Raw genomic sequence first — 23,506 nt, forward strand, 5'->3', positions numbered from 1 at the left:
ATGACAATTGTAAAACAGCAGGCACAATTTGCAAAGCAGCAGGCAGAGCCCGTCTGCTCCAACAGCGAGATGGAACCATCATGCCGATCCTGAACCGCGCCGCCGAAATGCAAGACGAGGTCGCCGGCTGGCGCCGCCATCTGCACCAGACGCCGGAGCTGAATTTCGACGTCTTCAAGACCGCCGCCTTCGTCACCGAGAAGCTGAAGGCCTTCGGTTGCGACGACGTGGTGACCGGGCTCGGCAAGACCGGCGTCGTCGGCATCATCCGCGGCCGCCTGGGCGAAGGCACGACCATCGGCCTGCGCGCCGACATGGACGCGCTGCCGCTCAACGAGATCTCCGGAAAATCCTACGCCTCGACCATTCCGGGCAAGATGCACGCCTGCGGCCACGACGGCCACACCGCAATGCTGCTCGGTGCTGCCAAATATCTTGCCGAGACGCGCAATTTCGCCGGCTCCCTCGCGGTGATCTTCCAGCCGGCCGAAGAAGGCGGCGGCGGCGGCAACGAGATGGTCAAGGAGGGCATGATGGAGCGCTTCGGCATCTCCAAGGTGTTCGGCATGCACAACATGCCGGGCCTGCCGGTCGGCCAGTTCGCCATCAAGCCGGGCCCGATCATGGCGGCGACCGCCGAATTCACCATTACCGTCAAGGGCCGAGGCGGGCATGCGGCGATGCCGCACGGCACGATCGACCCGATCGTCATCACCAGCCAGCTCGTCGGCGCTCTGCAGACGATCGCCTCGCGCAGCATCGATCCGGTAGAGGCTGTCGTGGTGTCGGTGACGAAATTCCACGCCGGCGACGCCTACAACGTCATTCCCGAGAGCGCCGAGATCGCCGGCACCGTGCGCACGCTGAAGAAGGAGGTCGCCAGGAAGGCTGAGGAGCGCGTGCGCGCCCTCTGCGAGGGCGTGGGCGCGGCCTTCGGCGCAACGATCGAGGTGGATTACAATGCCAATTATCCCGTCACCTTCAACCATCCGGAAGAGACGGCCTTTGCCAGCGACGTCGCCGCTGATGTCGCCGGCGAGGCGCATGTGCATCGCGCCATCCAGCCGGTGATGGGCGGCGAGGATTTCTCCTACATGCTGGAAGCGCGGCCGGGCGCCTTCATCTTCATCGGCAATGGCGACACGGCCGGTCTCCACAATCCTGCCTACGACTTCAACGACGAAGTCATCCCGCATGGCATGAGCTATTGGGTGAAGCTCGCGGAGACGGCGCTGGCCGCCTAATGCATCGCCCCCAAAGCCTACCCTCGGGCTTGCCCCCAAGGGTAGGCAGCCAACGCGACGCCGATACCCACGCATCTATCATGAGCGGTCATGTAGGGTGGAGGGGCAACCGCTGGGACTCTTTTCGAAATCAGTGGATGGCGCCTGGACCGCTATGGTCCGCTCTTCGGGTCCTCGACCTCCAGCGCCTCCATGACGGGCGCCAGATTACTCTCTTCGACCGGATCGGCCTGCTGCTGTTCGCCGGTCCGGGCCTTGTCCAAAGCTTTCTCAATCGCCTCTTCAATGTCGCCGATCTCGTCTTCGCGCACCTCGTGACCGTAGCCGGCGGCGTCGGCATCTTGTTCGAACTGCTGAGCCAGGACCGCCACGCTCACCTCGCTTTCAGCGGGCAGGTTACCGACGTTCTCCTGGAGCCAGGTTTCAAAGAACTCTTTCGTAGCACTCATGCGGCATCTCCTTCGGCACACTAAAGCGCGGCGGTGGTCCGAAGTTCCGCTATCCCCAACTCATCTTTGCGATCCACCTCGCAACCGGCCGATTGCATCGAGCCAGCCTCTTGGCGAAACGGTCCGAAGCGGTTATGTGTCGGGCCGCGTGGTCCCGTAGCTCAGTAGGATAGAGCGGCAGATTCCTAATCTGTAGGTCACAGGTTCGATTCCTGTCGGGATCACCAACAAAATCAAAAGCTTGGTGATCATTTGGGCGGCGGCCATGTCGCGCCATGTTGCAATTGGCTACCGTTGATTTCCAAAGGTTTCCTGCGACTATCGGCGGATCCACGCGACATGGACGCGACATGGGGGAGGCTATGGGACTGGTTTGGGGCAGCGGGACGTTACAGCTGACGTCGGCGAGGCATCAGCGGGCCGGTTGACCTCCACCTATCGCGCCTTGCCCGGATGACGTCGAGCAAGGCGCTGGCGCGGTCCTGGTGCCATGACGCAAGGCTGAGGTGAAGGTGGCAGCGGAGGCCGGCGATAAGCCTCATGACGCTACGCCCTCGATCAGTGCCTTGATGACGCGCTTAGTCAGGTCCTCGCATCCGTTAAACTGGCAGCAATGTCGATCGAAGAGGGGGATCTCCGTCGAAGTTTCTGCTCGTCCTCAGTTGTAGGACGTGCTGCACAGAGCGCGACCAAGGCATCATCCATAAGACCGAGCGCCTAGCCAAGATTAGAATGCAATCCTCCGCCGGTATAGCATCAATCATGATGATGTCGACTACGATCGGTACCGGATTGTACATTTTGACGATTTCCCGACAGCAACGAAAAACAGCGGGCAGCCGCTGAACGCCACGTGAACAAGATGAACAGTCTGACGAGTGTTATGCCTGTGGGGGTGATAGTTGCTACAGTGGCCAGAGCACTTGCCGCATCCCTTTCCAGTCCAGAATTTCTAAATTGGGTGAAGGGGATCGTCGCAGCTTTGCGTCACTAACTTAGAGGTATACCCAACCTTCGGAAATACCGTTGCACGTCCGGATGTTCGCGGTCGTCCTGCCTAGGCAGTTCAGCGCACAACGATCACCTCAAGCGCCATGGCTAGTCCTGGAGCGCTGATGCGAAGCGGTGCGCCGTCTGATTGGCGAAGTGGAATTGAATTTCTTCACCAAGCGTCGCAACGTGTCCTCTGACAATCGATAGTCTTTGAACACCTCCAGCGCCTGCTCGACCGTAAGGGCCTCGGTGCCGGGTATATGGAGCGGTCGAAGACGCTCGCCTGTGTTTGGCGCTGTTTTGGCAGGAAGACGAACAACATTCGCTCTCATTCCTCGCGACCTCCTGACCAGCAACGAAACGCGCTGTTAACGCCGTTCGCGGGTGACAGGATGTAGGCCGCAGTTCGAAAGTGTAGTCTGCATTTAGCTGTCAGCCGCGGAGGCGGAAATGAAGTTGCTTAGGATTGCGCTCCTGTGCACGGCCATGATCGGCCTTGGAATGCCGCCCGTTCGAGCTGAGGATCAGCCGGCTCCGCCGAACAGCGAAGCAGCAACAGAGCAGCCGCCAGTTCATTGCGAGGGGCAAAACTGTCTCCCGCCGGCGGATAACCCTGTGCAGGAATGCACCGGACAAGATTGCATGCCAGCTCCGCCGACTGAACCGGGTCCGGAGATTGAGCAGGTCGAGTGAGCAGCAGCAGCGGACGATCTCTCTGTTGGCAGGGATACGGCTCATTGTTTCCCGCACTTCCGGCCAGCAGCGCCACCGCTGGCGTTCCAGACTGTGCCAACCAAATCGACGCCTAGGCTGCGCGTTCGCGAACAGCCGGAACCAACGGCGACGACAAATGGTTTAGCAATCGAAGGGACTGCAATGGATGCAGGATAATGGAATTTCTGGGTTTGGAATTGGCGAGAGCCCGACAGCGGCTCAGCCGAGCGGAGCTTTCCCTTAGGCGTGCGAATGAAATGCTGGATGAAGACTGCGGTGTCGGCGTCAATATTGCGTTGTGCAGCAGGATACGGGCTGGGCAACGTCGCGTGGCCGAGGCCAGATCCCGGTTGATGAAGATCGATCCAACCAGCGCTGACGGTTTCGCGCGGGTTGAACCATCCCGCCCGTCGACGCCACGATAGATCGGGGTCATGCGGCATTACCTCCTGGCCGCTGCCCGTGCCCACTTCGCAAGCAAAGCTCGCGCTGAACAGCGTCATGACGCGCTCGCGGTTCGCGGTTGATGGTATCCCGATTGAACCCGGCACGTTGCGTCTGTCCGCCCAAAGTCGCAACCACCTGCTTTCAGTAGTTCGTCGCAGCGGCGCCGCGCTTGACCGAAAGCACCTCGGCAACACGGACTTTGCCGACGCGCTTCGCCATCGGGAAGGCGATCACCAGACAGGGCGGGTTCCAATCCAGAAGTTCGAGCTGCTTCATGCAACCCTCCGCTTGGCTCGCGCGTAAGCGCCTAGTTCTTCACCTTCATCGCCTGCCCCCCGCAAGGGTAGTCGAGCATGAGGGCGGTGACCTCCTCAGGCTTCTCCTGCTGGGACCAGTGTCCGCAACCAGCGATCACATGTTTCTTGCTGGCGAATGGGTTGGTTCGCTGACGCTGATTACCCGGGCGCCTGCGCCACTCACACACGCCGGCCGGTTTTCGCGTCGAACAGGTGGGCGCATGCGCGATCGACTTCGATCCGCACCTGCGCGCCTTGCTTGAGCGGCAGCCGCTCGCGGAACAGGCAGGAAATTTCCTCGCCGGCGCAGTCGACCTTGGTGAAGATTTCCGAACCCGTGGCTTCCAGGAGCGTCACCGTTCCTGGCATGCCCTGGGCGGTTGCGCGGATATGTTCGGGGCGGATGCCGTAGACAAGCTCGCGTCCTGCAGCGTCAGCCGGGCGGGCGCCTTCCGGCAGCGGCAGGATCAGCCCACCGGCGCTGCGGAACACGCCTTCCTCGATGCGGCCGGCAATGAAGTTCATGGCGGGCGAGCCGATAAAGCCGGCAACGAAGAGATTGGCCGGCTGATCGTAGAGGTCGAGTGGCGCGCCGATCTGCTCGACCAGGCCGTCATGCAGCACGACGATCTTGTCGGCCATGGTCATCGCCTCGATCTGGTCATGCGTGACATAGATGGTGGTGGTGCCCAGCCGCTGGTGCAGCGCCTTGATCTCACCGCGCATTTGGACGCGCAGCTTGGCATCGAGATTGGAAAGCGGCTCGTCGAACAGGAAGACCTGCGGGTCGCGCACGATGGCACGGCCCATGGCGACGCGCTGGCGCTGGCCGCCGGAGAGCTGACGCGGGTAGCGCTCAAGCAGCTTTTCCAGGCCAAGGATGCTGGCCGCATTCCTGACGCGGCCGGCGGTATCGGCTGGATCGGCTTTTTTGATCTTGAGGGCAAAGCCCATATTGTCGGCCACCGTCATATGCGGATAGAGCGCATAGTTCTGGAACACCATGGCGATGTTCCGGTCCCGCGCCCGCAGATTGTTGACCATGCGCTCCCCAATGGCGATCTTCCCGCCGGAGATCGTTTCAAGTCCGGCGATCATGCGCAGGAGCGTCGACTTTCCGCATCCCGACGGGCCGACCAGGATGACGAACTCTCCGTCGGCGATATCGACGCTGACGTCGTGAATGATCTTGGTGGCTCCGAAAGCCTTCTGCACGTTGTTGATTGTTACCGATGCCATTGGATTTCTCCGGGAAAAGAGTGATGTCCAGCTACTGCGGCTTCAGCCGCCCTTGACCGCGCCGGCGGTCAGCCCCGCGACGATCTGCTTTTGCGCGAACATGGTCAGAACCAGCACCGGCAGCGTCACCACCAGCGCCGCGGCGGCGAGCGGCCCCCAGCTCACCTGCTCATAGGAGAGCATGTTGTAGACGGCGACCGGCAGCGTGCGCGTCTCGCGGCTGGCGAGCACCACGCCGAAGACGAAATTGTTCCACGAAAAGATGACGGACAGGATGAAGGCGACAACGATGCCCGGCTTGGCGATGGGCAGGGCGACCAGCCGGAAAACCTGCCAGGAGCTGGCGCCGTCGATGTTGGCCGCCTCTTCCAGCTCCATCGGCGTGGTCTCGAAATAGCCGATCATCACCCAGACGACGATCGGCACCGTCACCACCAGGTGGATGATGATCTGCGGCCAGAGCGTGCCGAGGATCCCGATCCATTGGAACAGCAAAAACAGCGGGATGAGATAGGACAGCCCCGGCGTCATGCGGGCGATCATGATGACGACCGCCGATCTTTCAGCCTTGAGCCGCGCTATGCCATAGCCTGCCGGCACGCCGATCAGCAGCGCCAGCAATGTCGCCGTGCCGGTCACCAGAACCGAATTCCAGAGATAGAGCAGGAAATTGTTCTCCTCGAACACCTTTACATAGTTCGACCAGGCGAAACGTTCGGGGATCAGGATCGGCGGATAAGCGCCGTTATCGATTTCGAATTTCAGCGAAAGCGAGATCATCCAGAGGAAGAACAGGATCGCCGGCGAAACGATGACCAGAGCCGCGAAAAACAGGCCGATCTGGTTGACCAGACGTGAGCTCATCTATTTGCCCTCCGTATCGTTCCACTGCGAGCGTTGGCGCAGCATCAGGAGGATGAAGGACAGCGCCACGATGACGATGAAGAACACCACGGCCATGGCCGAGCCATAGCCGATGTCGTAGTAGGAGAAGGCGGTGTTGTAGAGATAGATGTTGATGGTTTCCGACGCCGTGCCCGGCCCGCCCTGGGTCATCGCATAGATGATGTCGAAGCTCTTCAGCGCATCGATGGTGCGGATGATCAACGCAATCATCAGGAACGGCGCGATCATCGGCAGAGTGAGGTAGCGGAATTGCTGCCAGGCATTGGCACCGTCGATCTCGGCGCTCTCGAACGGCTCGCGCGGTACCGAGGCCAGCCCGCCCAGCACGATCAGCATCACCAGCGGCGTCCACTGCCAGGTCTCGACCGCGACCAGCGAAGGGATGACCGTTTTGGCGTTGAATATCCATTCCTGCGCTGGGATGCCGACCAGCGATAGAAGGTAATTGAGCACCCCGAGTTGGGGATGGAACATCATCGTCCAGACCAGCGCCACGGCAACTGGCGTTGCCATCATCGGCATGACGAAGACGCCGCGCAGCAGGCCGCGCAGCGGAAACCTGGCGTCGAAGATCAGGGCGGCGACAGTGCCCAGGAGCATCGGCGCTGCCACCGACAGGGAGGTGTAGGTCAACGTATGAACAAGGGATTCCCAGAATCGCGGGTCGCTGGCCAGACGGAGATAGTTTTCCATCCCGGCAAAGCTTCGCGATTGGCCGAGCGTCCAGCGGTTGACGCTCATCCAGAGCGTGAAAGCCCAGGGAAAGACGATCACGGCGCCAACGACGACGAGCGCCGGGACGACGAAGGGCCAGTAGTTGGGAGCCAGTCGGACCGACTGGTTCTCCTCGATGGCTTGCGTCGTCGCGCCGCTGCGTTTCGTCGTCACCTCGGTGCGATCCGTCGTCACCTCGGTGCGATCCGTCGTCACCTCGGTGCGATCCGTCGTCACCTCGGTGCGATCCGTCGTCACCCCGGTGCGTTCAGGGGCGATGGTCGACATCAGCCCTGCTCGCTCCTGTCGAGAACCGGCTGGAACTGTGCGGTGGCCTTCTTCAGCTCTTCGGCAGGATCGGCCCCGGCAATCATGTTGGTCAACGCCACGCCGTAGATGTCGCGGAACTCAGTGACCGGGATGATCACCGGCAGCGCCAGCCTGCTGATATTGCCGGACTGAACCACGGCATCGAGCCAGCTTGCCGGCATGGTGACGCCTTCGCGCACCTTGGGATCTTCCAGTACCGACTTGCGGAAGGGCACGCCGGCGCCGGCCTGGAGCAGGCGCGCGCCCATGGCCGGGGAAACCGCCCACTGACAGAAGAGATAGGCAGCTTCCTTCTTTTCGCTGGAGGCGGTCACGCCGAGGCCGTCGCCAAACGTCCCGGAGGCATGCGCCTTGGGCCCCTTGGGCATGACCCCATAGCCGACCTTGCCGACCACGCGCGACTTTTCGGGATTTTCCATCGGCGGGGCAAAACCCACGCCATCGAACCACATGCCGATCTTGCCTTGCAGGAAGGCGGACTGCGCTTCAGCCCAATTGAATCCGGTGACGCCCGGAGGGGCGGACTTGGTCATCAGCCTCTGGTAGAGGGCAGCGGCCTCGATCGCCTCGGGCGTTTCGGTGCGCAGCTTGCCCTTGTCGTCGAGCGGCGTCATGTCGTAGCCGAGCATCAGCGACGTCCACACCGGCGTGTTGGCATTCTTGAGGCCGCGGGCGACGAAACCGAAAGTGTTGGTCGACGGATCGGTCAGCGCTTCGGCGGCGGCCACCAGCTGGTCGAACGTTTCAGGGTATTTGAGGCCCTTGGCCTCGAACAGCTCCTTGTTCCAGTAGACGATCCAGTAGTCCACCGAGAAGGGCAGCGACCGCAGCACGCCCTGGCTGTCCTTGGCGAAAAGCATGCCGGCCTCGGCGAAATCGCTTTCGACCAGCCCAGGATCGGTCAGGGCCGGATCGGCCAGATAGCCTGATATGTCGGCCAGCCAGCCACCCTTTTCGAACTGGCGCTTCTGCACGTGATAGCTCAGATGCACGACATCGAAGCTCGGCTTGCCGGAGCTCAGTTCGATCACCGTCTTCTGCCGCTGCTGTTGTTCTGGCGTCGCCTCGGCATTGACCTTGATGCCGGTCAGCTCCTCGAATTCGGCGATATATTTCAGGATGGTGTCGCTGCGCGGGCTTTTCACCAGATTGACGTCGAGCGTCGTGCCGGCAAAGCGCTTCCAGTCGACGCTGGCGGAAAAGCTCGGGCGAAGGCCGGCCAGGCCCGCGGCGGCGAGCGCCGTGGTTCCTGCAAGGACTTGCCTTCTTGTTGGCTTAAACGGATTGGACGACATTTCTTCCTCCCTGGGTTGCTGTCGTTGTGGGTAGTGTCGCGGCAGCCGCGAACCATACGTCCTCAGATCTGGAGCGCCAACCGGCGCGCGTTGTCGATATGCCGGCTGATCGCCTCGACCGCCTTTTGCGGGTCGCGGCTCTCGAGCGCTTCGATCACCGTCAGGTGCTCCTGCATCACCGGCACGACGCGCCCGTCGATACGGAAACGCTCCTGGTGGATTAGCCTGATCTTTACCGAATTGACCAGATACGCCTTGGCGATGATCTCGTTGCCCAGCGCATCGATGAAGGTGTCGTGCATGGCCCAATCGATGTTCTGGGCCCTGGCTTCCATTTCCGGCGTCGGCGCCTGCGACAGCGCTTGAGCCAGCATGTCCTCATGCTCGTGCCGCAGGCGGGCGAGCTCGGCGTCGGAGGCGTTGACGGTGAACAGCGCCACCGCTTCGCGCTCCATGAACAGGCGAAATTGGAAGGCCTCGCGGATCAGGTTGATGTCGATATGGGCGATCTGCATGCCGCGCTGCGGGATGGTCGTCAAAAGCCCCTCGGCTTCGAGACGCGGCACGATCTCGCGGATGGCGCCAAGCGGCAGCCCGGTAAAGGCAACCAGCTCACGCTGCGACACGAACTGTCCCGGCCGCAGATCGCGGGCCAGCAAATGCCGCGTGAAGCTGGCATAAGCTTTTTCCCTTAGGGTGGCCGGTTCGCTGCTGTCGTCCATTTCAGCGCTTCCCTTTGCCGATCAGGCCGGCTCTGTCGCAAACAGCCTGTCGTAGGCGGCAGCAAGCTGTTGCCGCCCTTGCGAAGCGATCGGCTCCAGCGGCGGACGGACCGCCAGCCAGCGCTCGTCGCCGGTTTTGCGCGCCACCATGACCTTCACCGCCGGGATGACCGGATATTTGAGCAGTTCGAGCACGAACCTCTCGACACGAGCATCGTCGCGCCCGTCCTCTGCCATGGCGCGGATTTCACTGGTGACGAAATTGGCCATGCCGGAGATGGCGCCCTGCCCGCCCTGGCGCACGCTTCTGGCCAGGTGCCGCTCGTCGCCGATCAGGATCACCAGGTCGCCATGGGCTCTTAGCAGCGCCTCGCTGTAGCTCCAGTCGCCACCCGAATCCTTGACACCGGCGACCACGGCGGGAAAGGCGGCACGCAGCCGACCGATTAGGCTGAGCGGGAGCGGCACCATGGTGACAGAGGGGATATTGTAAAGCAAGACCCCGCGAACCAGCGGGCCGAGCGCGGCGAAGACGGCCGAAAACCATCCGAACAACCCGTCCTCGCCGACATTCTTGAAGTAGCTCGGCGGAGCCAGCAGGATGTTGCGGACACCGCACTGCAAGGCATGTCGCGCCTGTTCGGCGGCGTCTTCGGCCGCATCGACCAGCACGCCGGCTACCAGTTGATGCGCCGGAATGCCGGCGGCCAGCATGGCCTCGGTGACAGTCCGCCGCTCCCCCGTGCCCACCGAGGCGCCTTCCCCGGTGGTGCCGAACAGCGTTGCGCTGCTGCAGCCGGCCCCAAGGCAAGCCCGGGCTTGCGCGACCATCGGAGAGATGGCGATTTGCCCGGATGCCTCGAAAGGCGTGGTGAGGGCAACCGAAAGACCAAAGCGCGAAGCCACTGCAATTCTCTCCAGATTTCGATGTTCAGGCAGTCTTAGCACGCTAACATGTTAGTTGTAAATTGCGGCGGCGCCTTTTTCGAAACGACATCGAATATCGGCGTGAAGGAAGCGAATTCGGGCGGGATGCCGACTTTCCGTCAGCGGATCCCTACTCCGGTCGCGTCCGCGTAGAGATCGAGGATTCGGGTGATGCTGCCGATCAGAAGCTCGTGCGCGAAGGGCTTGACCCGGCCTGCCGCAACCTCAGCGTCGAGCTGCCCCAGATATTGGCTGATCAGAGGCCGGGGAATATCCGTCTCGCCCAGCACGTCCAGCAGCGTCTGTGTCGCGCGCTGCGCCTCCGGCGTCGGCCAGTAATAGCGGATGCGGTCACTGAACGAGAAATGCCGCTGCACGCGCTGCTCTTCCGGCGTGCCCGGATAGTATTTCTGCCAATTGTCCGGCGACGCCAGCATGACGCGTTCCATCGCGGCAGGCAGGCTTTCGCGCGAAGCGTCCGGCGCGAGCACATCGGCGATGTGGCTGAGCCCATACAGCGCTTCGCGAAGCCCGAAGGTCAGCCAGGGGCCGACCTTGAGGATGGCGAAGCCGTCGCGAACGAGAGCGTTGAGCGCTTCGGCCGGCTGGTAGTCGGTCGAATGCGCTTCAAAAACAAATTGCGGCATGCGGTCGAGCACAGCTACCAGTTCGGTCGCCTTGGCCGGCGCATAGGGCACGATTTCGGTGTTGCCGAATTCGACGCCGGGCTGGACGACGACGCCGATCGCACGGGCAAAAGCGGCTTCGAGGCCGGCACGGGAAAACGCTCGCGCGTGGACCTCGACGGTGCCCAAGGCATCTCCGGGCGCCGTCACATTCAGGTGGTCGAGCGCCTCCAGTGCACCGCCCGGCACCGGCACTTCGGTGCCGATGACGTAGACGGGCTTCTCGCTGCCGGCGCGCTCGACCGCCGCCTCGGCGATTGCAGCAAGTTCGGCCGCGCGTGCGGCGATGATCTCATCGGCAAGCACGGCTGGATCATCGGCGCAGGCCATGCTCGTATCCAGATGCATCTTGGTGAAGCCGGCGCTCGCATAGGCATCGATCATCGCCCCCGCCTTCTTCATCGCGGCGGCCGCAGCCATGTGCTTCCACGGATTGGGTCCGAGATGATCGCCGCCGAGGATCAGGCGATCAATTGGGAAACCAGCCTTCTGCGCATGCGCCTCGACGAAGCTGCGGAAGTCGGGCGGCGTCATCCCGGTGTAGCCACCCTCGTGGTTGACCTGGTTGCAGGTGGCCTCGATCAGCACATCCGCATGCCGCGCCATGCCATGACGCAGAGCGGCCTCGATGACCAGCGGATGCGCCGAGCAGACCGAGGCGATGCCGCCTCTCTCGCCTGCGGCGCGCCTGGCCGCAATGTAGGCAAACCTTCGCGTCGCAGCACTCATGGCGCGCTCATCCCTGTGGCGATGAAGGCCTCGACCGCTTCAAGCGGGAAAATGCCCTCCATCGGCCCCTTGCGGGTAACGGCGAGCGCACCGCAGGCATTGGCGATTCGCAGAGCCTCTGCGGGAGCCGCCCCGCGCAGCCAGAACGAGACGAAAGCAGCACCGAAACAATCACCCGCGCCGGTCGGATCGACCTCGTCGACGGCAAAGCCTGACGAGGCGATCACACCATGGCGATCATGATAGGCGGCGCCTGCGGCGCCTTTCTTCAGGACGATGCAGGACAGGCCACGGGCCAGCAGTTCCTCGACCGCGCCCCTTTCGTCCTTCGCCGATGAAAACAGGAAGAGCTCCTCACCGCTCGGCAAGAAAATGTCGGCTCGCGCCAGCACATGGTCGAGCGCCGCGCGCATGCCGGACGCCTGCATGATCTCCCGGCGAACGTTCGGATCGAAGGACACGGTTCCACCCCCGGCCTTGACGGTCTCGATCGCCGACAGCGCGACCTCGATGGCGCGGTCGGAAAACAGCGACGAACCCATGACATGGACGTGATCGGCACTGGCGAGCAGCTTTGTTGCCGCCCCATCGGTCTCGATCAGGCCGGAGGCGCTGTTGCGGATGTTGAAGACAAAATGCCGGCTGGCATCGGCCCGGTAGGCGACGAAGGCGGTGCCCGTCGCATGGCCCTTGTGAACCGCGATCGCCGACACGTCGGCACCCAGCGCCCGCAGCCGGCCTATGTTCAGCCTGCCGAAATCATCATCGCCGACGGCGCCTATGAGACCGGCCGGCTGGCCGAGCGCCGCCGCCTGGCCGATGAAGATGGCGGGCGCTCCGGACGGGAAAGGCCCAAGCAGCGGACCAGGATCGAGAAAGCTCTGGTCGATCCGCTCGGCCATGATCTCGACCAGAATCTCGCCGGCACTGACCAGCTTCTTCATCTCGCGGAATCCCTCCCGGCGTTTCGCCCCGGCCTCGCTTCGGATGAACCGCGCGAGCAGTTTCCGGGTGATACGAATTTCGAATTCGCCCACTGGAAGTGAATACGGCTTGTGCTTTTTCGCGTCAATTAATAAATTTACGCATGGAAACTGCTGGAATTGTCTGTAAAGTTTCGACTTACGGTTGTATGCTGGCGCACAGTAAGTAGGGAACCGGGCAGCGCTGACGAATGGCGCGAGGGATCAATGCCGATGACGCACAAGACGATGGAGGATTTTGCTCGCTCTTGCGGCGTCTCCAGGCCGACATTGTCGAAATATTTCGACGATCCGACCAGCGTCAAGCCGGCGACACGTGAGCGGATCGAGGTGGCGCTGCGCTCGTCCGACTACCAGCCCAATCTCTTTGCGCGCAACCTGAACCGCAAGCGGACCCGCAGCATCGGCATTGTGGTGCCGACGGTCGCCGATCCCTTCTATTCCGAGATGGTCAGCCGAATCGAACTCAGGCTGCGCGACGAAGGCTACTGGCCGATCGTGATCTCCTCGCACGGCTCGCGCGAGCTCGAAGTGGAAGCGACGCGAACCATTCTTTCGCTAAAAGTTTCCGGCGCGCTCATCGCGCCGCTCGGCCTGCGCTCCGACCATCGCACGCTGGAGAAGCTGACGCAGACCATACCGATCGTCTATTTCGACACCTATCTGGAGGGCGACACGCCATTCGTCGGCAACAACAACAGCCAGAGCGTCTCGACCATCGTCGATTATCTCTGTCGTTCCGGTGATGCCCCGGTCTATTTCGACATCCCGCACGTCAACCACAATTCGCGCGAACGCCTGGACAGCTATGTCGGCGCCATGCAGCGGCTCGGGCATGACCCTGCCATCATCGGCAATACCGATGACTACACCTGGGATTTCGAACGGATCGGCTACGAGCAGATGGAGGCGATGCTCGCCCGTGGCGGCCTGCCGGGCAAGACCATTCTGTGCGCCAACGACCGTCTCGCCTTCGGCGTGATGGCCGCCGCCCACTCGCAAGGCCGCAAGGTCGGCCGCAGGGGCGATTGCGACCTGCGGGTCGCAGCCCATGACGACCATCCGTTGAGCCGCTACACCTGCCCTGCCCTCACCACCATGGCGCAGGACTTCGCTTCGATGGCAGGACGCAGCGTGGAGACGCTGCTGGCCTTGCTGGACGAGGACGACGCGACAGTTGCCCCCAAGGTCAGTCTCGACGCGACGCTGGTCATGCGTCAGTCGGCCTGAGCGTTTCCAAAGACAGGATCGAAGCTGCGCCATGCGGCAACCGCCGCGCCGACCGCTTGGCGTGCCACCGGACCATGGCGGCCCATCGAGACGAAGCCGTGGATCTGGCCGGGCCAGCGCCGCACGACAACCGGCACCTCGTCATCTTCCAGACGCTTCGCATAGGCCCCGCCTTCGTCGGCGAGAATGTCATGACCAGCGATTGCGACAAAAGCCGGCGCTGCGCCCGCAAGGCTTGCGGCCTTGAGCGGCGACACGCGCCAGTCGTCGATATCGCCGGCATGGTTGATATAGTGGTCGCGGAACCAGGCCATGGTCGGCGATGTCAGGCCATAACCCTCGGCAAAGCGGCGATAGCTGTCCGCCGCCTGCGAGGCGTCAGTGTTCGGATAGAACAGCAGTTGCGCGGTCGGCGGGTTCTCGTCACCGCGCAGAAGCAGGCAAAGCACTGTAGCGAGATTGCCGCCGGCGCTGTCGCCGGCGACAGCGATCCTTCTCGCGTCGATGCCGAGATCGCCCGCGCCATCTTGCATGAAGGAAAGTGCGGCGCGGCAATCTTCGATGGCCGCCGGAAATTTGTGTTCCGGCGCCAGCCGGTAATCGGGAGAGACGACTACGCAGGCCGCCATATTGGCAAACCACCGGCAAATCTCGTCATGGGAGTCGAGATTGCCGATCACCCAGCCGCCGCCATGCAGATAGAGCAGCGCCGGGGCAGCGGCCCCGCTCACGCCGTGTCCGCGATAGATCCTGAGCGTCAACGGGCCGCCGGGTCCGGTGATGGTGCGCTCGGTTAGTGAGCCGACCGGCTCGCGCTCGCCCTGGAGTGCCGGAAAGCCCTGCTTATAGGCGCGGCGCGCTTCTTCGGGCGTGCCGGCTTCGAATGGCGGGGCAGCCGCCTGCCTGTCGAGGTCGAGCACGTGCCGGGCCTCCGGATCGAGCAAGGGCGAAAGCGATGTCGTCATCGTAAGCGCTCCGATATCAGGCAAGCAGGCTAACCGCTTCGTCCTCCTGGAGGAGCTGCGGCTGATCGACGGTTGCGTTGACGGCAACGGACTCGCGGCTCGCTCCCGAAGCAAGAATCGCTTCCATAATCTCCAGGACATGCAGCGCAAGATCGCCGGACGCACGCGGCTTTCTTCCGGTTGCCAGTGCGCGCGAAAGGTCGGCGACGCCGAGCATTCGGTAATTGGCTCGGTCCGGCGCGGCATAGGGCCAGTTGCGCGCGCCATAGAGTTCGCTCTCGCTGTGGAAGTCGGCCCAGTCGGCCCCACGTTCCGACAGCGAGACGGTGCCGCCGAACGTGTCCGGATCGGGCAGCCTGAGCGAGCCTTCGGTCCCATGCAGCTCGATCGGATGGTTAGAGTGCCTGAAGACATCCCAGGAGGCACCGAAGGTGACGGTGGCGCCCGAGCGGAACTCCAGCAGCGACAGGATGTTGGTCGGTGTGCCGACCTTGAAGCTGGTGTTCCGATAGGGGCCTTCGGCAGTGATCAGCCGCTCCTCCTGGCCTCGCGTCGCCATCGCCATCACGCGGGCCACCGGCCCGAGCAAATTAACAAGCATCGTCAGGTAATAGGGCCCCATGTCGAAGACCGGTCCGCCGCCCGGCTGATAGTAGAATTGCGGATTGGGATGCCAGTGCTCCATGCCGCGCCCCATCATGAAGGCGGTGCCGGTCACCGCGCGGCCGATTGCGCCCTGATCCATGAGGCGGCGTGCCCGCCGTCCGGCGGCGCCGAGGAAAGTATCCGGAGCCGAACCCAGCAGCAGCCCGCGCTCCGCCGCCTCGGCGACAAGGCGCCGGCCGTCGCTGGCCGAGGTCGCCAGCGGTTTTTCGGTGAAGACGTGCTTTCCCGCCGAAAGCGCCGAAAACGAAATGTCGAAATGCGCCGCCGGGATGGTCAGGTTGAGGACGAGGTCGATCTCGGGATCGGCCAGGAGCGCATCGACGCTGAGAGCCCGGATGTCGTATTCGCTCGCACGCAGCGCCGCCATGTCGGGCGATATGTCGGCGCAGGCGCGCAGATCAACCTCACCGAACAGAGCTGCATTGCGTAAATAAGTCATCGAGATGTTGCCGCACCCGACAACGCCAATACCGAGCTTAGCTGCTGATTTTCCGTGCATTTTCGATTTCACCTCCCAACGCTGCAATGTCCTGTCCGACCTATTACACCGGCAACGGATCATAGTCGGAAGTCGCTATACAATATTTTAAATGTTGACGCGCGTAAAATTTTTATAGAACATGCGGAAATGCTGGCGCAACATCGGGAGGCCGCCAGCCCCAAGGAGGAGAAAATGAACTGACATGAAAAAACGGCCGGGCGCCGATGCGAATCCCGTGGGTCATGCGCGCATTGGATCTTTCGGTCGCGGCCAGGGACCGCGATGGGTTCAGGCATAGATCACCTTGGCCCCGGTCCTATAGAGCCGGCTGCGCATCGGGCCGGGCAGGCCATCGTCGGTGATCACCACATCGACGCTCGACAGCGAAAATGCCTTGGAGGTCCCGCTGACGCCCCATTTGCTCGAATCCGCAAGGAGGACAACGCGCCGGGCCATGCGCACGAGGTTTCGCTTCGTTCGCGCCATGTCTTCGTTCACGTCGACCACATCCAGTGACGAGTCAATCGCATGCGCTCCAACAAACACCTGATGCGCTACCAAGCCGCCGAGAGCCGTGTCGGCATCGGTGATCAGCGTGCTCACCGTGTCTGGATAGACCCGGCCACCGATCATGTGAACGTCGAGCCCGGGCCGATGCATCAGATGCTGCACGATATTCATCGCCGTGGCCGCGACCACGACATTGCTGAGCGGCGGTAACTGCATGGCAACCTGCATCAACGTCGAGCCGCCGTCGAAGACGACCGATTGGTTGTCCTCGAACAGCTCTACCGCTGCCCGGGCGATGCGTTTCTTTGCTTCGAGGTTCGTTTGCATTCGCCGGGCGAACGCGGCCGTGGTCGAATCCGTGGTCCGGGTCACCGCCCCGCCGCGGGTCTTGGTCAGCAGTCCCTTGCGGTCCAGTATCTCAAGGTCGGAGCGCACCGTGACTTCCGACACGCCGAAATCGTCCGACAGGTCCTTGATGCGAACCTGTCCGCTGCGTTGCACCTCACCCAGGATCGATTGGCGTCTCTGCTCTGACAACATTGCCCTGTCCTTGCCTCCATGGGCCAGGCGATCGCCCCTGGCATCGGTTCACTCTACCAAAAATACGCAAATTCGAAAGCTTTCGAAAGATTGCATTTATCCTTTCTTTCGAAAACACTGGGTCCAGGATTTTTAAATCAATCGATTGGAGAATTTTGGACTCATGAGCCTCGGAACCAAAGTACGCCTTGCGCGCCTCTTCTCAAATCCATCGGGGAACCTTTTTGGCGGCGCGGTCGACCACTTCGTCGGCTATGGCGACGTGCGCAAAGGCGGTCTTGCCGATCTGCCGGGCGCGCTCGCACGCGTCATGGCGGGCAAACCCGACTATGTCAGCATCCAGCCCGGCACCGCGCGCCATCTGTGGCCGCAATATGCGGGCAAAGCTTCCCTGGTGATCCAGGCGGGCTGCTTCACTCCGGACGATCGCATCAGCGAGTTGATCGCAACGCCCGAGGATGCTGTGCGCGCTGGCGCCGATGCGTTGGCCGTGGCCATTCCGGTGCGCGGCGCGACCGAGGGCAAGTACATACGCTGGCTGACGGATTCGGTGAATGCGACGGCCCGCTACGGCATGCCGGTGGTGGCGCATATCTACCCTCGCGATTTCACCGATGGAGCAAAAATCGTCTTCACCCCCGACGAGATCGCCTATGCGGCGCGCATTGGCTACGAGTCCGGCGTCGACGTGATCAAGATCGGCTACACGGGCGATTTCGAGTCGTTCCGAGAGACCGTCCGGACCTGCCCGGTGCCGGTTGTGATCGCAGGTGGTCCGAAGACCGATACGCTGCTCGGCGCGCTTCAGCAGACGGCGGACGCCATCCGTGCCGGCGCGCGTGGCGCCGTGGTGGGCCGCAATCTCTGGGGGCATGGCGATCCGGAGAAGGCAGCGATTGCCTTTCGCGGCGTCATCCATGACGGCCTTTCGGCGCAAGACGCGCTGGCGAAGGCGGGTGCCTGAACGATGCCCACCGTCCCTTCAATCCTCGGCTTCGGAGCTATTGCGATCGACGACATCGTCTATGTCGATCAGCCGTTGTCGGCGGGCAAGGGGAAGGTTCTGCAAAGTGCCCGAGCTTTCGGGGGAAATGTCGCGACGGCCCTTGCCGCCGTCGCGCGGCTCGGCGGAACCGCCGGGTTCGTCGGATGGCTGGGCAGTGCCACGGACGACGCTGTGCTGTGCGATCTCGTTGCGAGCGGCGTTGAAACCGCGTTCGCGCCGCGCCACGCCGACGCACACCCGGTGCGCTCGCGCATCACCGTCGGCTCGGACGGGGAACGGTTCATCGCGTATGACGACGAAGCCATGCTGGGCACCGCGCCGGACTTTCCGGACGAGGTCCTCAGCCGCGCGACCGTCCTGATCGTCGACAGTTACGCGATCCGGTCGCTGAATGTCGTGGCTAGGGCTCGCGATCTCGGCCTCGCGATCCTCGGCGATGTCGAATGGAGCAGCGGTCTAGCCACCGAGAAACTGATCGCGCTCTGCGACCATCTCATTCTTCCCCTCGGCTTTGCGCGGACTGCCACGGGCCGCCGATCGCCCGCCGAGATGCTCGATGCATTATGGTTGCCGTCGCGGTCCGCCGTGGTCCTGACGGATGGCGGCAGGGGCGTCTATTATCGCGGACGCGACGAGACGGGGCTCTGGCACCTGCCTCCGCACCGGGTTGAAGTCGTCGACTCGACCGGCGCCGGCGACTGCTTTCATGGCGCCTATGCCTATGCATTGACGCGCGGAGCCAACACTGCAGGCCGGGTCGCATTCGCGGCCGCGGCGGCGGCCCTTTCGATAACGGGGCGGGGCGGGCGCGAGGCGCTTCCGACCGACGACCGGGTCACGGACCTCCTGGCATCGACGACCGCGCCGTCGGCAGTCGAACTGAAATATGCGCGGCTCGATACCGGGACATAGGCCGAACTATCCGAGGAAATATTTCGCAGGTGAACACAAGCCGAGGATAATTAAAAAAATCAATGGCTTAAACTTGTGAGGGAGGAAGATGGCAGAAGTCGTTCTTGAGAATATCTGCAAGACATATGGGAACAATTTTCACGCAATCGACCAACTGAACCTGTCGGTCGAGGACGGCGAGTTTTTGATTCTCGTCGGGCCGTCCGGCTGCGGCAAATCCACTGCGTTGCGGATGATCGCAGGATTGGAGGACGTCACCAGCGGCAGCCTTCGGATCGGCGGAGTCGACGTTGTCGACATGCCGCCCAAGGACCGCGACATCGCGATGGTCTTCCAGAGCTACGCCCTCTACCCGCATATGACGGTGTTCGAAAACATCGCCTTTTCGATGCGGCTGGCGGGCAAGCCGAAGGCCGAGCGCAAGAAGCGCGTGGACGAGATCGCCAAAACCCTTCAGCTGACGTCTCTGCTGGACAGCAAACCGGCGAACCTTTCAGGCGGACAGCGCCAACGGGTTGCCATGGGCCGCGCGATGGTGCGCGAGCCGGCCGCCTTTCTCATGGACGAACCGCTTTCTAATCTCGACGCGAAACTGCGTGTGCAAATGCGCGCCGAAATCACCAGCCTGCAAAAGCAGCTCGGCGTCACGACCATCTACGTGACCCACGACCAAACCGAAGCGATGACGATGGGGGACAGGGTCGCGGTGTTGAAAGGCGGCGTGCTGCAACAGGTCGACACACCCAAGAGGCTCTATGAATCGCCGGTGAATGCCTTCGTTGCCGGCTTCATCGGCTCTCCTTCGATGAACCTTTTCGAGGCCACCCTGACGGGCGACGAATTGATCTCCGGCACCTTCGCCATCCGGCTGCAGGATGCAGCCTTCGTGCGCAGGCCGGGCTTGAGGTCGTATGCGGGGCGCAAGGTCGTGTACGGGATCCGACCGGAGCATCTCTATGACAGCAGCCTCGAATCCGGCCGCAAGTATCAGACGATACCGGCAAAGGTGACCTCGATCGAAGAACTCGGATCCGAACACATCGTCCATCTGAACATCGACGCGGTCCGCGTGGACTCCGGCGACCCGGACGCGGTGGACGATTTCGGCCTGGCGTCGAATGCGGTGGCGAAATTCGAACCGGTCAGCACCGTCCACTCAGGCTCGGAAATCCGGTTGGCCCTGGATGATACCAAGCTCCATTTCTTCGATCCCGAGACGCATCTGGCGATCTAAAGACCCGCGGCAAGGCCCGCAGGCGAAGGCGAGGCGCCTGCGTAAGAAGACTTCTGAATAAACCAGGCGATCGTCCGCATTGTGCGGTCGATCCTAAAGAAGGAGGAGAAAATGACGTTTCGTATAAAACCCGCGATGCTGAAAATAGCCGCGGCCGCATGGTTGCTTGGCGCAACCGGCGCCATGGCGGACACGACGCTGGAATTCACCCAATGGTGGGAGCCCGAATTGCCGGCTGGCTCGCTCAGGGCAATCATGGATGACTTCGAGGCTGCAAACCCCGGAATCAAGGTGACGCTGGTCAGCGGCCCTTATGCGACCACGCGAGACCAGATCTCGGTTGGTGCTGCAACCGGAACGCTCAGCGACGTGGTCGGTCTCGACGGCGCCTGGGTGAACAATCTGAATGCGCAGAACGCACTCGCCGACATGAACCCGATGATGGATGCGAGCGGTTTCGACAAGACCCAGGTCGCGGACATCATCAAGGTGGACGGCAAAGCGGTGATGTTTCCCGTGGCTTCCTTCGTCTATCCGGTCTTCGTGAATTTGGACCTCGCCGCCCAGGCAGGCGTGACCAAGCTGCCGTCGACCCGCGCGGAGTTTCTCGAAGCAGCCAAGAAGATGACGCAAGCCGACAAGAACCAGTATGGCTGGGTGCTGCCCCTGTCGCTGCAGACGCCATCCGGCGTCCAGAACGACATGATGTCCTGGGTCTGGGCTTCGGGTCAGTCGATGATGGCCAACGGCAAGCCCGACCTCGAGGGCAAGCCGGTGGTGGATATGCTCACCTTCGTCAAATCGCTCAACGACGCCGGCACCATCTCGCCCGGCATCGCCACCAAGACCGAACAGGAAAAGGTCGAGGAATTCGTCAACAACCGCGTCGGGATGATGATCGACTCGCTCGCGCATGTGAACCTCATCCGCAAGCGCAATCCCAAGCTGAACTTCGACCTCATCCCGGTCCCGGTCGTGGAAAAGTATACCGGCAAGCGCGGCCTTCCCTATGCCTCCTGGGGCATCGGCATCTCTGCGGCCTCGAAACATCAGGAAGAGGCCTGGAAACTCGTCCAGTATCTGATGAGTGAAAAGGTGAATGCCAAGCTCGTGTCGCTTGCAAACGCCTTCCCGGGCAACGTCAACGCCAAGCCCGATTTCGTGACCTCGGACAAGGCTTTCGGCAAGGCTTTCGAAATCTTCAAGACGGGTTATCTCGCCAACGAATTCACGGGCCTGCCGGTGGCTGAAGACCTGATGACCCAGTTCGACGTGCAGGCCCAGAAGATGCTCGCCGGCGAGCAGTCTCCGGAACAAGCCGCAGCCGCCGCTCAGAAGGGCTGGATGGCGAAATTCTGATCGGCCTGTTCCCGTTTGCTATCTTCGACCGGGTGGCCTGACTTCGGGCAGGCCACCCGGCAGCAACGGATCGGCAATTTGAGATGGACCTGTTTTTGGAAGCTTACCTTCTCTTGAAGGCGTATCCCAAGGTTGGCACATGACCCGGCAAAAGCGCTCCCACCACAAGCTGAAACGAGCGGTCGCACCCTACCTATATCTGTCGCCCTCGCTCCTCATCATCGGCCTTCTGATGCTGCTGCCGATGGCCACGGTTATTGCCTACTCGTTCCAGAACAGCGCGGTGCTGCGTCGTGACCCATCCTTTGCCGGACTGAAACACTACCAGGCGATCGTCGACGACCCGGTGTTCTGGGCCTCGCTGTGGCACACGCTCTACTTCACATGCATGAGCGTCATTTTCCACATGACCATCGGCATGGTCTTCGCGCTCATGCTGAACAGCGACCGCATCAATCCGACGCTGCGCAATATTCTGCGCGTGCTCTACATACTGCCCTGGCTGTTCACCGCGGTGATCATCGCCGTGATCTGGCGCCTCCTGCTGGAGCCGAATGGCGTCGTGAACAGCATGCTCATGCAAATCGGCATCATCGGCTCCAAGGTCGAGTGGTTTTCCTCGCCCGAGACCGCGCTGCACGCCGTCACCTTCGCCAATGTCTGGGCGGGCTATCCGCTTTTCATGGTCAGCCTGCTCGCGGGCTTGCAAGGCATTCCCAAGGATTTCTACGAGGCCGCCGATATCGATGGGGCAAAGGCTTACCAGAAGCTGATCTTCATCACCATCCCGCAGCTGATGCCGATCATCATCAGCATCTCGCTGCTCGACTTCATCTGGACCATGCAGGTCTTCCCGTTGATCTGGATAACCACGGGCGGCGGCCCGATCTACTCGACCGAGGTCCTCAGCACCTACACTTACAAGCTGGCGTTTTCGAGCTACAACCTGTCACAAGCGTCGGCAAGCGCCGTGGTCATCCTGCTGATCTCCCTCGGCCTGACGTTGTTCTACATCCGCTATCAGAAGGCTCGGTAGTCACCATGAGGAAACGAAACTCTGGCAAAGACAAGCTGATCACCGTCGCGCTGCATGTTGCTCTTGCAGCGGGGCTCTTTTTCGCGGCCTTCCCGATCTACTGGATGCTCAGCAGCTCGTTCAAGTCGAACACTGAAATCTTTGCCCTGCCGCCAACCATCCTGCCGAAGGCCTTCACGCTGGAAGCGTACGCAGCCATCCTTGGCGATCCGGTAAAGCTGCGCTTCTTCTTCAACAGTTACTTCGTGGCGGGAGCGGTGACCGTGCTGACGGTGCTGATCGCCTTGCTGGCCGCCTATGGGTTCAGCCGCTTCAACTTCCGCGGCAAGGGCAGCCTGAACACACTCATCATCAGCACGCAGACGATTCCGCCGATCACGCTTTTGATCCCCTTCTTCGGGCTTGTCGTCTCATATGGCATCTTCGACACCTACGTCGCACTGATCCTGACTTACCTGGTGTTTACACTGCCCTACGCGATCCTTTTGATGACGGGATATCTGAACACCTTGCCCCGCGATCTCGATGAAGCGGTGGCTGTCGACGGCGGCACCAGTTGGACAGCGCTTTGGCGGGTGATCGTCCCGATTTCACTGCCTGGTATCGTGGCGACGTCGGTCTACACCTTCCTGTTGTGCTGGAACGAATTTCTCTTTGCGCTGACGCTGACGAAGTCAACGTCCATGCGCACCGTCCCCATCGGCATCCAGTTGCTGATGGGGCAGCACGCTTTCGAATGGAACCAGATGATGGCGATGAGCGTGCTCGGCTCGCTACCGCTCTTGCTCATCTACCTCGTTGCCCAGAGGTATTTCCTCGCCGGCATGACCGCGGGCTCGGTCAAGTAGGATGTCCATCCCGCGTATCGCAATCGATGATCGGACTATCTGTTG

The 23,506-nt window shown here is 62.0% G+C and carries 22 protein-coding genes and 1 tRNA gene; 9 read left to right on the forward strand and 14 right to left on the reverse strand.

Features of this window, described 5'->3' with window-relative positions; translation table 11 throughout:
* Positions 1-80 precede the first annotated feature (80 nt).
* Entirely contained in the window at positions 81-1,244 is a 1,164-nt protein-coding gene (locus ACWTU8_RS24000; protein WP_455850119.1) for a M20 aminoacylase family protein, read from the forward strand.
* 152 nt (positions 1,245-1,396) lie between these two features.
* Here the strand turns inward: ACWTU8_RS24000 and ACWTU8_RS24005 are convergent, their stop codons facing one another.
* Positions 1,397-1,693 carry a hypothetical protein gene (locus ACWTU8_RS24005; RefSeq protein ID WP_455850120.1) on the reverse strand — a complete coding sequence of 99 codons (297 nt, stop codon included), beginning with the start codon at positions 1,691-1,693 and terminating at the stop codon, positions 1,397-1,399.
* Positions 1,694-1,843: 150 nt separating this feature from the next.
* Between ACWTU8_RS24005 and ACWTU8_RS24010 the strand changes: the two genes are divergently transcribed.
* Positions 1,844-1,920, forward strand: a tRNA-Arg gene (locus tag ACWTU8_RS24010).
* A 1,500-nt stretch (positions 1,921-3,420) separates the two neighbouring features.
* Here ACWTU8_RS24010 and ACWTU8_RS24015 read toward each other — a convergent pair.
* From ACWTU8_RS24015 to ACWTU8_RS24060, 10 genes are all read right to left on the reverse strand, one after another.
* Complete coding sequence (locus tag ACWTU8_RS24015) at positions 3,421-3,903, reverse strand: hypothetical protein (protein WP_455850121.1); 483 nt, start codon at positions 3,901-3,903, stop codon at positions 3,421-3,423.
* An 85-nt stretch (positions 3,904-3,988) separates the two neighbouring features.
* Positions 3,989-4,123: a hypothetical protein gene (locus ACWTU8_RS24020; RefSeq protein WP_455850122.1), complete on the reverse strand. Its 135-nt coding sequence runs from the start codon at positions 4,121-4,123 to the stop codon at positions 3,989-3,991.
* A gap of 200 nt (positions 4,124-4,323) precedes the next feature.
* A complete protein-coding gene (locus tag ACWTU8_RS24025) occupies positions 4,324-5,382 on the reverse strand; it encodes an ABC transporter ATP-binding protein (protein ID WP_455850123.1) in 1,059 nt (352 codons plus the stop codon).
* Between the two features lie 42 nt (positions 5,383-5,424).
* Positions 5,425-6,246, reverse strand: a complete 822-nt coding sequence (locus tag ACWTU8_RS24030; RefSeq protein WP_029348668.1) for a carbohydrate ABC transporter permease — start codon at positions 6,244-6,246, stop codon at positions 5,425-5,427.
* Complete coding sequence (locus tag ACWTU8_RS24035; RefSeq protein WP_455850124.1) at positions 6,247-7,290, reverse strand: carbohydrate ABC transporter permease; 1,044 nt, start codon at positions 7,288-7,290, stop codon at positions 6,247-6,249.
* Positions 7,290-8,627, reverse strand: coding sequence for an ABC transporter substrate-binding protein (locus tag ACWTU8_RS24040; RefSeq protein WP_455850125.1), 1,338 nt, complete (start codon positions 8,625-8,627; stop codon positions 7,290-7,292). Before ACWTU8_RS24040 ends, ACWTU8_RS24035 begins: the two co-directional genes overlap by 1 nt.
* A gap of 62 nt (positions 8,628-8,689) precedes the next feature.
* Positions 8,690-9,349 (reverse strand): GntR family transcriptional regulator, encoded by a 660-nt coding sequence (locus ACWTU8_RS24045; RefSeq protein WP_029348671.1) that lies wholly within the window; start codon positions 9,347-9,349, stop codon positions 8,690-8,692.
* A 21-nt stretch (positions 9,350-9,370) separates the two neighbouring features.
* Positions 9,371-10,255: a dihydrodipicolinate synthase family protein gene (locus tag ACWTU8_RS24050; protein WP_455850126.1), complete on the reverse strand. Its 885-nt coding sequence runs from the start codon at positions 10,253-10,255 to the stop codon at positions 9,371-9,373.
* Positions 10,256-10,395: 140 nt separating this feature from the next.
* The gene (locus ACWTU8_RS24055) at positions 10,396-11,691 is read right to left on the reverse strand and encodes a D-tagatose-bisphosphate aldolase, class II, non-catalytic subunit (protein WP_455850127.1); all 1,296 of its coding nucleotides are present in this window, start codon (positions 11,689-11,691) and stop codon (positions 10,396-10,398) included.
* Positions 11,688-12,635, reverse strand: a complete 948-nt coding sequence (locus tag ACWTU8_RS24060; protein WP_455850128.1) for a sugar kinase — start codon at positions 12,633-12,635, stop codon at positions 11,688-11,690. The genes ACWTU8_RS24055 and ACWTU8_RS24060 overlap by 4 nt, the downstream gene beginning before the upstream one ends.
* 246 nt (positions 12,636-12,881) lie before the next feature.
* Here ACWTU8_RS24060 and ACWTU8_RS24065 point away from each other — a divergent pair, with 246 nt between their 5' ends.
* Positions 12,882-13,904 carry a LacI family DNA-binding transcriptional regulator gene (locus tag ACWTU8_RS24065; RefSeq protein WP_455850129.1) on the forward strand — a complete coding sequence of 341 codons (1,023 nt, stop codon included), beginning with the start codon at positions 12,882-12,884 and terminating at the stop codon, positions 13,902-13,904.
* Here the strand turns inward: ACWTU8_RS24065 and ACWTU8_RS24070 are convergent.
* The 3 genes from ACWTU8_RS24070 to ACWTU8_RS24080 all read right to left on the reverse strand — a co-directional run bounded on the left by ACWTU8_RS24070 (position 13,892) and on the right by ACWTU8_RS24080 (position 17,066).
* A complete protein-coding gene (locus tag ACWTU8_RS24070; RefSeq protein ID WP_455850130.1) occupies positions 13,892-14,869 on the reverse strand; it encodes an alpha/beta hydrolase in 978 nt (325 codons plus the stop codon). The genes ACWTU8_RS24065 and ACWTU8_RS24070 overlap by 13 nt on opposite strands.
* 16 nt (positions 14,870-14,885) lie before the next feature.
* A complete protein-coding gene (locus ACWTU8_RS24075; RefSeq protein WP_455850131.1) occupies positions 14,886-16,034 on the reverse strand; it encodes a Gfo/Idh/MocA family protein in 1,149 nt (382 codons plus the stop codon).
* Between the two features lie 270 nt (positions 16,035-16,304).
* Entirely contained in the window at positions 16,305-17,066 is a 762-nt protein-coding gene (locus ACWTU8_RS24080) for a DeoR/GlpR family DNA-binding transcription regulator (protein WP_455850132.1), read from the reverse strand.
* Positions 17,067-17,229: 163 nt separating this feature from the next.
* Here ACWTU8_RS24080 and ACWTU8_RS24085 point away from each other — a divergent pair, with 163 nt between their 5' ends.
* From ACWTU8_RS24085 to ACWTU8_RS24110, 6 genes are all read left to right on the forward strand, one after another.
* Complete coding sequence (locus ACWTU8_RS24085; RefSeq protein ID WP_455850133.1) at positions 17,230-18,030, forward strand: aldolase; 801 nt, start codon at positions 17,230-17,232, stop codon at positions 18,028-18,030.
* Between the two features lie 3 nt (positions 18,031-18,033).
* A complete protein-coding gene (locus ACWTU8_RS24090) occupies positions 18,034-18,984 on the forward strand; it encodes a PfkB family carbohydrate kinase (RefSeq protein ID WP_455850134.1) in 951 nt (316 codons plus the stop codon).
* 88 nt (positions 18,985-19,072) lie between these two features.
* Positions 19,073-20,218 (forward strand): ABC transporter ATP-binding protein, encoded by a 1,146-nt coding sequence (locus ACWTU8_RS24095; RefSeq protein WP_455850135.1) that lies wholly within the window; start codon positions 19,073-19,075, stop codon positions 20,216-20,218.
* 111 nt (positions 20,219-20,329) lie between these two features.
* A complete protein-coding gene (locus ACWTU8_RS24100; RefSeq protein WP_455850136.1) occupies positions 20,330-21,577 on the forward strand; it encodes an ABC transporter substrate-binding protein in 1,248 nt (415 codons plus the stop codon).
* A 139-nt stretch (positions 21,578-21,716) separates the two neighbouring features.
* A complete protein-coding gene (locus tag ACWTU8_RS24105) occupies positions 21,717-22,613 on the forward strand; it encodes a carbohydrate ABC transporter permease (protein ID WP_455850137.1) in 897 nt (298 codons plus the stop codon).
* Positions 22,614-22,618: 5 nt separating this feature from the next.
* On the forward strand, positions 22,619-23,461 hold the full coding sequence (locus ACWTU8_RS24110) for a carbohydrate ABC transporter permease (protein WP_455850138.1): 843 nt from the start codon (positions 22,619-22,621) through the stop codon (positions 23,459-23,461).
* The last annotated feature ends 45 nt before the right edge of the window (positions 23,462-23,506 follow it).

Source organism: Mesorhizobium sp. BHbdii, from assembly GCF_053848045.1.

Bases quoted from the DNA above. Each gene is read 5' to 3' on its own strand.
- ACWTU8_RS24070 (WP_455850130.1), bottom strand. From the start codon at position 14,869: ATGACGACATCGCTTTCGCCCTTGCTCGATCCGGAGGCCCGGCACGTG.
- ACWTU8_RS24090 (WP_455850134.1), top strand. From the start codon at position 18,034: ATGCCCACCGTCCCTTCAATCCTCGGCTTCGGAGCTATTGCGATCGAC.
- ACWTU8_RS24065 (WP_455850129.1), top strand. From the start codon at position 12,882: ATGCCGATGACGCACAAGACGATGGAGGATTTTGCTCGCTCTTGCGGC.
- ACWTU8_RS24020 (WP_455850122.1), bottom strand. From the start codon at position 4,123: ATGAAGCAGCTCGAACTTCTGGATTGGAACCCGCCCTGTCTGGTGATC.
- ACWTU8_RS24005 (WP_455850120.1), bottom strand. From the start codon at position 1,693: ATGAGTGCTACGAAAGAGTTCTTTGAAACCTGGCTCCAGGAGAACGTC.
- ACWTU8_RS24085 (WP_455850133.1), top strand. From the start codon at position 17,230: ATGAGCCTCGGAACCAAAGTACGCCTTGCGCGCCTCTTCTCAAATCCA.
- ACWTU8_RS24045 (WP_029348671.1), bottom strand. From the start codon at position 9,349: ATGGACGACAGCAGCGAACCGGCCACCCTAAGGGAAAAAGCTTATGCC.
- ACWTU8_RS24105 (WP_455850137.1), top strand. From the start codon at position 21,717: ATGACCCGGCAAAAGCGCTCCCACCACAAGCTGAAACGAGCGGTCGCA.
- ACWTU8_RS24030 (WP_029348668.1), bottom strand. From the start codon at position 6,246: ATGAGCTCACGTCTGGTCAACCAGATCGGCCTGTTTTTCGCGGCTCTG.
- ACWTU8_RS24100 (WP_455850136.1), top strand. From the start codon at position 20,330: ATGACGTTTCGTATAAAACCCGCGATGCTGAAAATAGCCGCGGCCGCA.
- ACWTU8_RS24035 (WP_455850124.1), bottom strand. From the start codon at position 7,290: ATGTCGACCATCGCCCCTGAACGCACCGGGGTGACGACGGATCGCACC.
- ACWTU8_RS24095 (WP_455850135.1), top strand. From the start codon at position 19,073: ATGGCAGAAGTCGTTCTTGAGAATATCTGCAAGACATATGGGAACAAT.
- ACWTU8_RS24060 (WP_455850128.1), bottom strand. From the start codon at position 12,635: ATGAAGAAGCTGGTCAGTGCCGGCGAGATTCTGGTCGAGATCATGGCC.
- ACWTU8_RS24055 (WP_455850127.1), bottom strand. From the start codon at position 11,691: ATGAGTGCTGCGACGCGAAGGTTTGCCTACATTGCGGCCAGGCGCGCC.
- ACWTU8_RS24025 (WP_455850123.1), bottom strand. From the start codon at position 5,382: ATGGCATCGGTAACAATCAACAACGTGCAGAAGGCTTTCGGAGCCACC.
- ACWTU8_RS24075 (WP_455850131.1), bottom strand. From the start codon at position 16,034: ATGCACGGAAAATCAGCAGCTAAGCTCGGTATTGGCGTTGTCGGGTGC.
- ACWTU8_RS24040 (WP_455850125.1), bottom strand. From the start codon at position 8,627: ATGTCGTCCAATCCGTTTAAGCCAACAAGAAGGCAAGTCCTTGCAGGA.
- ACWTU8_RS24015 (WP_455850121.1), bottom strand. From the start codon at position 3,903: ATGACGCTGTTCAGCGCGAGCTTTGCTTGCGAAGTGGGCACGGGCAGC.
- ACWTU8_RS24000 (WP_455850119.1), top strand. From the start codon at position 81: ATGCCGATCCTGAACCGCGCCGCCGAAATGCAAGACGAGGTCGCCGGC.
- ACWTU8_RS24080 (WP_455850132.1), bottom strand. From the start codon at position 17,066: ATGTTGTCAGAGCAGAGACGCCAATCGATCCTGGGTGAGGTGCAACGC.
- ACWTU8_RS24110 (WP_455850138.1), top strand. From the start codon at position 22,619: ATGAGGAAACGAAACTCTGGCAAAGACAAGCTGATCACCGTCGCGCTG.